Origin of the sequence: Streptomyces subrutilus (assembly GCF_001746425.1) — a bacterium.
Lineage (GTDB): Bacteria > Actinomycetota > Actinomycetes > Streptomycetales > Streptomycetaceae > Streptomyces > Streptomyces subrutilus_A.
In genome coordinates this window covers 225,488-235,532 of record NZ_MEHK01000002.1, presented here as the reverse complement: position 1 = coordinate 235,532, position 10,045 = coordinate 225,488, and the positions used below count along the sequence as shown (strand labels likewise).

General features: G+C 75.7%; 7 protein-coding genes. 4 read left to right on the top strand and 3 right to left on the bottom strand.

Annotation, left to right across the window (positions count from 1 at the left end; all coding sequences use genetic code 11):
• Nucleotides 1-38 precede the first annotated feature (38 nt).
• Nucleotides 39-794, bottom strand: coding sequence for a 2OG-Fe dioxygenase family protein (locus tag BGK67_RS34150; protein WP_069924434.1), 756 nt, complete (start codon nt 792-794; stop codon nt 39-41).
• 343 nt (nt 795-1,137) lie between these two features.
• On the opposite strand from BGK67_RS34150, the gene BGK67_RS34145 reads away from it, so the two are divergent.
• The 4 genes from BGK67_RS34145 (at nt 1,138) to BGK67_RS34135 (ending at nt 6,845) form a co-directional block, all read left to right on the top strand.
• On the top strand, nt 1,138-2,958 hold the full coding sequence (locus BGK67_RS34145; RefSeq protein WP_079154744.1) for a S9 family peptidase: 1,821 nt from the start codon (nt 1,138-1,140) through the stop codon (nt 2,956-2,958).
• Complete coding sequence (locus BGK67_RS39280) at nt 2,955-3,128, top strand: hypothetical protein (RefSeq protein ID WP_167739670.1); 174 nt, start codon at nt 2,955-2,957, stop codon at nt 3,126-3,128. Before BGK67_RS34145 ends, BGK67_RS39280 begins: the two co-directional genes overlap by 4 nt.
• 262 nt (nt 3,129-3,390) lie before the next feature.
• Nucleotides 3,391-4,224, top strand: coding sequence for a ribosome small subunit-dependent GTPase A (rsgA, locus tag BGK67_RS34140; RefSeq protein WP_167739669.1), 834 nt, complete (start codon nt 3,391-3,393; stop codon nt 4,222-4,224).
• Nucleotides 4,225-4,382: 158 nt separating this feature from the next.
• A complete protein-coding gene (locus tag BGK67_RS34135) occupies nt 4,383-6,845 on the top strand; it encodes an AAA family ATPase (RefSeq protein ID WP_079154743.1) in 2,463 nt (820 codons plus the stop codon).
• 9 nt (nt 6,846-6,854) lie between these two features.
• Here the strand turns inward: BGK67_RS34135 and BGK67_RS34130 are convergent, their stop codons facing one another.
• Both BGK67_RS34130 and ccrA read right to left on the bottom strand, forming a co-directional pair.
• Nucleotides 6,855-8,606, bottom strand: coding sequence for a 3-hydroxyacyl-CoA dehydrogenase family protein (locus tag BGK67_RS34130; protein ID WP_069924431.1), 1,752 nt, complete (start codon nt 8,604-8,606; stop codon nt 6,855-6,857).
• Nucleotides 8,603-9,964 (bottom strand): crotonyl-CoA carboxylase/reductase, encoded by a 1,362-nt coding sequence (ccrA, locus tag BGK67_RS34125; protein ID WP_069924671.1) that lies wholly within the window; start codon nt 9,962-9,964, stop codon nt 8,603-8,605. Before ccrA ends, BGK67_RS34130 begins: the two co-directional genes overlap by 4 nt.
• Nucleotides 9,965-10,045: the final 81 nt, after the last annotated feature.

Here is a 10,045-nt window from a genome sequence, read left to right as displayed (position 1 = left end):
CGGCCGGCACCGCCGGCCGGGGGCGGCCCCGGTGAGCCTCAGCCGATGCGGCGGTAGCTGGTGAGCAGCATGTCGCGGTAGCCGTACGCACGGCCCGCCGCCGGGTCCAGGCGGACCGGTTCGGTGCCGTGCAGGACGCGGCGGTCGTCCGCGTACAGCGAGTCCATCGGGGCGGCCAGCAGGGGGCGGGCCAGGGGGCGTTCGGACGGGTCGCAGACGATGCTGCGGCCGCCGGTCACCCCGGCGCGGCCGATCAGGTGCAGGGAGATGTAGTCGAAGCCGTCGCGGTGCACGCCCTCGGGGGACGGCAGCCCCTCCTCCTCGGCGCCGGCCCGGATGCGCACCAGGTGCACGTCCACCTCCCAGTCCAGGGTCCGGCCGGGCTCCGCGCCGGCCAGCTCGGAGAACACGTCGACGCCGTGCAGCAGCAGCCGGTGCAGGAACGGGTTGACCCGGACCGCGCCGGTGACGGGCGCGAACCAGCGCGGCGAGCCGCCCGCGAACGGGTTCACCTCGGCGCTCTGGTGGTAGGGGCCCGGCGGATGGGCGCGCAGCACGCCCTGCGGGGCCGCCCGGTGGGTGTAGCGGACGTGCCGGCGGAAGCGGTAGGCCCCGCCGTCGGCCAGGTACCCGTCCGGCTCGAGGTCCTCGTAGGCCCGCTTCAGCTGCCGAAACTCCTGCGCCCCGGTACCGGTGTCGAAGCCGGTTCCCGGGGCGAACATCCAGCCCTGCTTGCGGATTCCCTCCCCGATGTCCGTGCGGGTCAGCGGGCCGGGAAGAACTGCGAAGGGCATGGGAGGTCTCCTTGCGTCAGCCTCGTCGAATGCGAAAAAACTCGGAAGGGTGCCATGGGAAAATCGTCCTGAGTCGTCCGTCGGCCGGTTCTCCGATGGATTCCGGTGCGCCGAAGAGGTTCTGTATTCTCGATCGGTGCGATCCGTGCGTGCTACTCAGCGAGTGCAGGTCGTTGAGCTGCATCGATGTGCCCCTTTGCTCGGTTCTCGGTTCCTGTTCGAAAAACGGAAAAGGAATGCACAAAGCGCAGGGACGGCATCGCGGGCATTTACCCGGCCACCCTGTGGTGCGAATTGGATATTCGCTCTTCCTAGGCCTGTCGGTCATCTGCATAATGGCCTGGTGACTGTATATACCGCTGCGCTCGAGCCGGAGTCGATTCCGGTTGACCGGTGTAACGCGCCCGCTGTCGAGCTCCCTTTCTGGGGCAGGCTGCGGCCCGAGGTCTGCGCGCTGCGGGGCAATGCCACCGGCACCGCGCAGTTCTACCTCTGGGACCGGGCCGGCGGGGGGATCCGCCAGCTCACGGACGCCCCGCACGGGGTCGAACTCGGGCTGCTCGATCCGGCCGGACGCTGGCTGTGGTGGTACCACGACGAGGACGGCACCGAGCGCGGCAGCTGGATGCGGGCCCCGCTGCGCGGCGGCCCCGCCGTCCCCGCCCTGCCCGGCGTGCCGCCCGGCACCCCCGAGGGCCTGGCCGTCGGCGCCTCCGGCCTCGCCGTCGCCGGGATCACCGCGGCGGACGGCCGTACGGACATCCACTTGCTGCGCGCCGGCGCCGACCGGGCCGAGGTCCTGTACGGCGCGGACACCCCGCTCTACCTCGGAGGCCTCAGCGACGACGAGGCGTACGTGCTGGTGCTGCACGCCGAGCACGGCGATCCGCAGCGCCCCTCCCTGCGCGTGCTCGGCCCGGACGGAGCGCTGGTGGGCGAGCTGAGCGACTGGCCGCACGGCGGGCTGCACGTCGTGCCCTACGGCTCGCCCTTCCTGCCCGGCGGCCGGCTCGTGCTGGCCGTGCACACCCGGGGCGGCCGCCCCGCCCCCCTGCTGTGGGACCCGGTCACCGCAGAAGTACGGGAGATCGACACCGGCCTGCCCGGCGACGTACGCGCCCACTTCGTACCCGACGGCACCGCGCTGCTGCTCCACCACCGCATCCACGGGCGCAGCGAGCTCTACCGCTACCGGCTCGCCGACGGGCACCTGGAGCGGCTGCCCGTCCCGCGCGGCACCGTGCACACCGCCGCGGCCCGGCCCGACGGCGACTGCTGGTACACCTTCTCCTCGGCGACCGCCCCGGCCGTCCTGCGCGACCTCGCGGGCCGGGAGCTGCTGTCCGTGCCCGGCCCGGTCGTCCCGGCCGCCCCCGTCACCGAAGTGCCCGTGCCGCACGGGGAGTTGACGGTCCCGGTCTTCCTCAGCGTGCCGGACACCGGCGAGGCCCCGTACCCGACCGTCTTCCTGCTGCACGGCGGCCCGCACACCGCCGACGGGGACGAGTACAACGGCCCCGCCGCCGCCTGGAACGACGCCGGCTACGCGGTGGCCCGCGTCAACTACCGGGGCTCCGCCGAGAACGGCACCGCCTGGCAGTTCGGCCACCGGGAGGCCGTCGGCCACACCGAGCTGTCCGACGTGGCCGCCGCCCGCGCCCACCTGGTCGCGTCCGGGCTGGCCGACCCCGACCGCTGCGTGCTCGCGGGCAGCTCCTGGGGCGGCTACCTGACCCTCCTCGGCCTCGGCACCCAGCCCGGGCTGTGGGCCTGCGGGCTCGCCGAAGGAGCCGTCGGCGACTATCCGGCCGCCTACCGCGAGCAGTTGCACAGCCTGCGCTGGGTGGACCGCGCCATGTTCGGCGGCACCCCCGACCAGGTGCCCGAGCGCTATGCCGCCGCCTCCCCGCACACGTACGCCGACGCGGTCCGCGCACCCCTGCTGGTCCTGGCCGGGGACCGCGACGCGCGCTGTCCGGTCGGCCAGATCGAGTCGTACGTACGGGCGCTGGCCGCCCGCGGCGCGGACGTCGACCTCCGGCTGCGCTCCACCGGCCACGCCAGTGCCCGCGCCGAGGTCGGCGCGGACGCCATGTCAGCACAGATCGCCTTCGTGCGCAGCCGCATCGGCGGCCCCGCACCGACCCGGAAGCAGGACGCATGACCGAGCAGAACACCCCCAACGCCGCCGACGCCGCCGAGGACACCGCCGGCGCCCCGGCGGCCGCCCCGGCGCCGCGCCGCCGCTTCACCGTCCAGCGCGGCGGCTGCGGCTGCGAGGGCAGGCCCGCCCCGTCCGCCCAGGCCAAGTCCGAGCCCGCGGAGAACAGCTGATGGCGCCGGAACCCGACTCCGCCGCGCTCGCCCCGCTCGGCTGGCGGGGCGACCTGAGGCCTGGCCCCGGCGCCTGGCCGCACTCGGCGCCGCCGCGCCCGGCCAGGTCCGCTTCCCCGGCCGCGTCGGCCAGGTCGACCGCGGCGCCGCCACCGTCCTGACGCCCGACGGCGAACTGCGCGCCCAGCTCGGCCCCCGCCTGTTCAAGGACGGCGAACCGCCGCTGGGCGGGGCCCAGCTGGCCACCGGCGACTGGGTCGTGGTGGGCGGCCCCGCCCCCCACCTGATCCTCGACGTCCTGCCGCGCCGCTCGGCCTTCGTCCGCGGCACCGCGAACCGCCGGACCGAGTCCCAGATCGTCGCCACCAACGTCGACACCGTCTTCGTGGTCGCCGCCCTCACCGGCGAGCAGCGGCTGCGCCGCATCGAGCGCTACCTGGCCGTCGCCTGGCAGAGCGGTGCCCAGCCCGTCGTGGTGCTGAGCAAGGCCGACCTGCACCCCGATCCGGCCGGCGCGGCCGAGGAGGTGGAGCGCATCGCGCTCGGCTCCCCGGTCCACACCGTGTCCTCCCGGACCGGCGAGGGCCTCGACGCCCTGGACCGGTACGTCGAACCCGGCCGCACCGTCGCCCTCGTGGGCCTGTCCGGCGTGGGCAAGTCCACGCTGACCAACCGGCTGCGCGGCGAGGAGGTGCTGTCCACCCAGGAGGTCCGCTCGGACTTCAAGGGCCGGCACACCACCACGCACCGCGAGCTGGTCCCGCTGCCCGGCGGCGGCCTGCTCATCGACACCCCGGGCATGCGGGCGCTGGCCGTGTGGGACGCCGAGGAGGGCATCGACAAGGCCTTCGCGGACGTGGAATCCCTCACCGGGGCCTGCCAGTTCCGCGACTGCCGCCACCAGGACGAGCCGGGCTGCGCCGTCCGGACCGCGGTCGTCACCGGCTCCCTCGACGCGGACCGGCTCGGCAACTGGGAGAAGCTACGGCGCGAACAGCGCATGCTGGAGCTGCGCCAGGACGCCCGCGCCCGCTCCGAGGACAAGCAGCGCATCCGCACCCGGGCCCGCGCCCTGAAGAAGCGTCCCCACCGCTGACCCGCCACCTCCCGCCCGGTCCCGGCGCCCGCCGCGCTCCCGGCCCCGGCCGCGGCTCCGCGGCCGGGGCTCGAGCGTGCCTCCGGCCGTCCACCAGCGCCCCTTCCCCACACCCCGGCACACTGCCGGGAGCGGCACCGCGCACGGGGGGAGAGCCGATGACACCAAGGCCGCATGAACTGGTGCGGCGGGACCGGGAGCTCGGCAGGCTCCGGGAGCTGCTCGAGGCGACCCGGCGCGGCGAGGGCCGGGCCGCCCTGGTCACCGGCAGCCCCGGCACCGGCAAGACCGCGCTCCTGCGGGCCTTCACCGCCGAGGCGGCGGACGCCGGAGCGCTGGTCCTGCACGCCTCCGCCTCCCCGGCGGAACAGGGCATCCCGCTCGGCGTCGCCGGGCAGCTGCTGAGCGCCGTACCCGGATTCACCGGGCCCGACCCCGACCCCGAACCGGCCGCCGCTCTGCCGGTGGTACGGGACGTCCTGAGGGAACTGGCCGCCGCCGCCCCCGTCGTCGTCGCCGTCGACGACATCGAGTACACCGACGAACTCTCCGCGCGCTGCCTGCTGTACCTGTGCGGCCGGATCGGAGCCGCGCGCGTCATGCTGCTCGGCACGGGCTCGGTCCACCAGCCGCCGCATCCGCCGGCCGCCGCCCTCCCCGTCGCCGAACTCGCCCGCCACCCGCGGTGCCTGGCCCTCGCCCTGACCACCCTCGACGAGGACGGCGTCGCCGCGTTCCTGCGCACCGCGCACGGGGGGGCCGCAGACCCGGCCGAGGCCCGCCGGCTCGCCCCCGCCTGGCACCGGGCCACCGGCGGGAACCCCCGGCTGCTGCACGCCCTCGCCGAGGACCGGCCGCAGTGCGGACCGCTGCGCTCCGACCTCCCGGTGGCCGCCGCCGCCTTCAAACGGGCCGTCACCGGCTGCCTGCGCCCCGGCGGCACCCTGGACACGGCCCGGGCGCTCGCCGTCCTCGGCCCCTCCGCCACCCTCACCGCGCTCGCCCGGCTGCTCGGCGTCCCCGAACGGGCCGTGGGGCCGCTGATGGACGTCCTCACCGACACCGGGCTGCTGGAGTCGGGACGGTTCCGCCACGAGGCGGCGCGGGCCGCCGTACTGGAGGAACTCCCGCCCGGCGAAAGCGCCCGGCTGCACAGCGGGGCCGTCGCGCTGCTGCGCGCCGACGGCGCCGGGGCCGAGACCGTCGCCCGGCACCTGGTCGCCGCCGACGGGCCGGGCCCGGCGGCCGCGGAGCCCTGGGCCGTCGACGTCCTGGCCGAGGCGGCCGGGCAGGCGCTGCGGGCCGCCCGGCCCAAGGCGGCCGCGGGCTTCCTCGACGCCGCGTACCGCCGCTGCCCCGACCCGGTACGCCGGGCAGAGCTGCTCGACGCGCTGGCCGGCGCCGCATGGGAGAGCGACCCCGCCGCCGTGACCCGCCACCTGCCGGCCCTCGAACAGGCCCTGGACGCGGGATGGTTCGCGGCCGAGCGGGCCGCGGGGCCGCTCGGCCTGCTGCTGTGGCACGGCCGCCCGGAAGCCGCAGCCCGCGCGCTCGACGGCCTCGACGGTCAAGACGCCGGCGCCGGCGAGGACCTCGCCGGGGGCGGGCGGGCCCGGCGGCTGCTGCGGGCCGAAGCGGCGTACGTCTACCCGGAACTGGGCGCGGCGCCGGCCGGGCCCGCGGGCGGCCCGGCGGACTGGTCGGCGGACGGGCCCGTGAACGGATCGCCGGACAGCCCCGTGAACGGATCGCCGGACAGCCGCGTGAACGGCCCCGCGGGCGGGTCGGCCGGCCGCGCCGCGTCGCCCGGACAGGCCGCCGAGGCCGGCCGCACGGCCGCCGTGGAGCGGGCCGCGGCGGCCCTCGTATCGCGCCAGCACCCGGCGCCCGGGGTGACGGCGGCCCTGTGCGCCCTGCTGTACGTCGCGCAGAGCGACCGGGCCGGGCACTGGCACGCCCTGCTGCGCGAGACGCGGACCACCCCGGGAGCCCTGGACGCCCCGGCCCGCCGGGCGGTGGCCGCGGCGGCCGCCGCCCTGGTGCACGGCCGCCTGGGCCGGCACGCGGAGGCGGCCGTCGAGGCGCGGCGGGCGTTGGAGCTGCTGGCGCCCGAAGCCTGGGGGATCGCCGTCGGGATGCCGCTGGCCGCGGCCGTGCTGGCCGCGACCGGGCTCGGCGCGCACGAGGAGGCGGCCCGGCTGCTGCGCGTGCCCGTTCCGGAGGCGATGTTCCGCAGCCGGGTCGCCCCCCACTACCTGCTCGCCCGCGGCCGGTTCCGGCTGGCCGCCGAGCAGCCGGTTGCCGCCCTCGGCGATCTGCACGCCTGCCGGGACCTGATGGCCCGCTGGGGCATCGAGCCCTGCGAGGCCCTCGACTGGAGCACCCCGGCGGCCCGGCACCAGGACCCCGTCGCACGGCTGAGCCGGGCGGAGCGGCGGGTGGCGGTGCTGGCCGCCCAGGGCTGCACCAACCAGGTCATCGCCGCCCGGCTGTTCGTGACCGCCAGCACCGTCGAGCAGCACCTGACCAAGGTCTACCGCAAGCTCCGCGTCCGCTCCCGCACCGACCTCGCCGGCCTGGCCGGCCTGGCAGGGCCGGTCGGCCAGGGCCGGCCCGCCTGAGCGGGACCGTCAGCCCCGGCGTTCCCCGGTGCGGAAGCCCCGCTGGTTCTTGCGGCCCAGCGCGCCCGCCGCGACCAGTTCGGACAGGGCCCGCGAGGGCACCAGCTCCGGCAGCGCGAAGCTCTCGTAGAGCCGTTCCTGGATGGCGAGCGAGACGTCCAGCCCGATCGTGTCCAGCAGGGCGAACGGCCCCATCGGGTAGCCGTACCCCTGCTCGACGGCCGCGTCCGTCGCCGCGATGTCCGTGTCGGCCCGCTCCAGCAGGTCCAGCGCGCCACCGAGGTAGGGGAACAGCAGCCGGTTGACGATGAACCCGGTCCGGTCCGGGCAGTCCACGGCCGTCTTGCCCAGGTCCCGGCACAGCGCCCGGGCGGTCGCGAGGGCGTCCTCGTGCGCCTGGGCCGTGTACGCCAGCTCCACCAGCCGCATCACCGGAGCCGGGTTGAAGAAGTGCAGGCCGATCACGTCCGCCGGGCGGCCCGACGCCTCGGCGCAGGCGGCGACGGACAGGCTCGAGGTGGTGGTGGCCAGGACCGTGCCCGGGGCGCAGACCTCCCCGAGGCGGGCGAACAGCACCCGCTTCGCGCCGAGGTCCTCCACGACGGCCTCCACGACCAGATCGCGGTCGCCGAGCGCCGCCAGGTCGTGGGAGGTCTCCAGCCGGGCCAGTGCCGCCTCCCGCTCCGCGGGACTGATCCGGCCCCTGCGCACCCGGCGGGTCAGCGAATCGCCGATGGCCGCCAGGGCCCGCCCGGCCTGCTCCGTGCCGCGCGCCACCAGCAGCGTGTGCCGGCCGCCGACCGCCATCACCTCGGCGATGCCGCGGGCCATGGCGCCCGAGCCGACCACGCCGACGCGGGTGACCGGCCGGGCCGTGCCCGCGCCCGGGCCGCCGGCCGGCGGCGTCACCACGGCGCCCAGTTCGTCGTAGGCGGCGAAGCCCTCGCCGCTCTTGCGGCCCAGGCGGCCGGCCGTGACCATCCGGCTGAGCAGCGGCGACGGTTCGAAGGCGCAGTCCCCGGTGCGCCGCCAGCGGGCGAGCAGGGCCGCGTGGACCGAGTCGATGCCCATGAGGTCGAGCGTCTCCAGCGGGCCCAGCGGAAGACCGCAGCCCAGCCGCATCGCGGTGTCGATGTCCCGGGCACTCGCGTAGCCCTCGTCGCACAGGATCGCCGCGCGGTTGAGGTAGGCCAGCACCAGGTCGTCGGCGTCCGCGGCCGCCGGCGCGGTGACGGAGGCGGGCCGCAGGCCGAGCTCCGCCACCAGCGCGTCGAGGGCCGCCGCGGTGGCCGGCGAGGCCAGCGGGGAGTGGACGGGCAGGACGGGGCCGCCGGCGGCGGGCGGTGTGAAGAACCGCAGGCCCGCGACCGATCCGGGACTGCCCGCCGCGATGGCCAGCCGGGGCACGGACAGCGTCGTGGCGGTGGTCAGGACGGGCACGCCGGGCGCGCACCGGGCGGTGATGTCGCGCAGCACGGCCTTCTTGACGGCCTCGTCCTCGGGCACGGCCTCGATGACCAGCTCGGCCCGGGCGAGGGCCGCCGGGTCCGTGGTCAGGGTGAGCGCGGGCCGGTCCTCGGCGCGCTCGCCCGTACGCGCGGCGTCGGCGGCCTTGAGCCGCCGGGCGGTGCGGTCCAGCGCGTCCAGGGCGGAGTCGACCGCGATGACCTCGTGCCCGGCCTCGAGGGCCAGGCGCAGCAGGGCCTCGCCGAGCGTGCCCAGTCCGACGATCCCGGTGACCGGGGTGCGCCGCGCGGTCATCGGCCGGCCTCCTCGGAGTCGTCGTCGCCGCGGAACCGGTTGATGGCCTCGAGGTGCGTGGCGCGCAGCTGGTGGTTCCGTACGCCCAGGCCCTCGCGCGGGGCCAGTGCCAGGACGCCGACCTTGCCGTGGTGCAGGTTCTGGTGGACCTCGTACGCGGCCTGGCCGGTGTCCTCCAGGGGGTGGACCTTGGAGAGGGTGGGGTGGATCTTGCCCTTGGCGATGAGGCGGTTGGCCTCCCACGCCTCGCGGTAGTTCGCGAAGTGCGAGCCGACGATCCGCTTGAGGGACATCCACAGGTAGCGGTTGTCGTACTCGTGCCGGTAGCCGGAGGTCGAGGCGCAGGTGACGATCGTGCCGCCCTTGCGGGTGACGTAGACGGAGGCGCCGAAGGTCTCGCGGCCGGGGTGCTCGAAGACGATGTCCACGTCCTCGCCGCCGGTCAGCTCGCGGATGCGCTTGCCGAAGCGCTTCCACTCCTTCGGGTCCTGGGTGTCCTCGTCCTTCCAGAACTTGTAGCCCTCGGCGCTGCGGTCGATGATCGCGGTCGCGCCCATCCGCCGGCAGATCTCCGCCTTCTGCGGACTGGACACCACGCACACCGGGTTGGCGCCGCCGGCCAGGGCCAGCTGCGTGGCGTAGGAGCCGAGGCCGCCGCTGGCGCCCCAGACCAGGACGTTGTCGCCCTGCTTCATGCCGGCGCCGTTGCGGGAGACCAGTTGGCGGTAGGCGGTGGAGTTCACCAGGCCCGGCGAGGCGGCCTCCTCCCACGTCAGGTGCTCGGGCTTGGGCATCAGCTGGTTGGACTTGACGAGCGCGAGCTCCGCCAGGCCGCCGAAATTGGTCTCGAAGCCCCAGATCCGCTGCTCGGGGTCGAGCATCGTGTCGTTGTGGCCCTCGGCGGACTCCAGCTCCACGGACAGGCAGTGGGCGACCACCCGGTCGCCGGGCTGCCAGCGGTTCACGCCGGGGCCGGTGCGCAGCACCACGCCGCACAGGTCGGAGCCCAGCACGTGGTACGGGAGGTCGTGGCGCCTGGTCAGTTCGCTGAGCCGGCCGTAGCGCTCCAGGAACCCGAAGGTGGGCAGCGGCTCGAAGATCGAGGACCAGACGGTGTTGTAGTTGACGGCGCTCGCCATGACGGCGATCAGCGCCTCGCCGGGGCCCGGTTCGGGCGTCGGCACGTCCTGCAGGTGCAGGGACTTGCGGGGGTCCTTGTCCGCCGTCGCCATGCCTTCGAACATGCCGGTGTCTTCCTTGCGGACCACATTGCCGCGGTAGCTCTCCGGCAGCCGGAGGTGCTGGAAGTCACCCGGGGCCGCGTCCTCGGAGAGCAGAGCACTGATGATCTCGTCCACGTGATGTCCCTTGAAGTCGAGGAGCGCCTCAGCCAAACGTAGGAACGGCCGCCCCCTTCCCGGCACCCCAGACGTGCCCCT

What these genes read in the sequence shown, in the direction of transcription:
- BGK67_RS39280 (WP_167739670.1), top strand. Translation starts at nt 2,955, where the DNA reads ATGACCGAGCAGAACACCCCCAACGCCGCCGACGCCGCCGAGGACACC.
- BGK67_RS34150 (WP_069924434.1), bottom strand. Translation starts at nt 794, where the DNA reads ATGCCCTTCGCAGTTCTTCCCGGCCCGCTGACCCGCACGGACATCGGG.
- BGK67_RS34130 (WP_069924431.1), bottom strand. Translation starts at nt 8,606, where the DNA reads ATGACCGCGCGGCGCACCCCGGTCACCGGGATCGTCGGACTGGGCACG.
- BGK67_RS34135 (WP_079154743.1), top strand. Translation starts at nt 4,383, where the DNA reads ATGACACCAAGGCCGCATGAACTGGTGCGGCGGGACCGGGAGCTCGGC.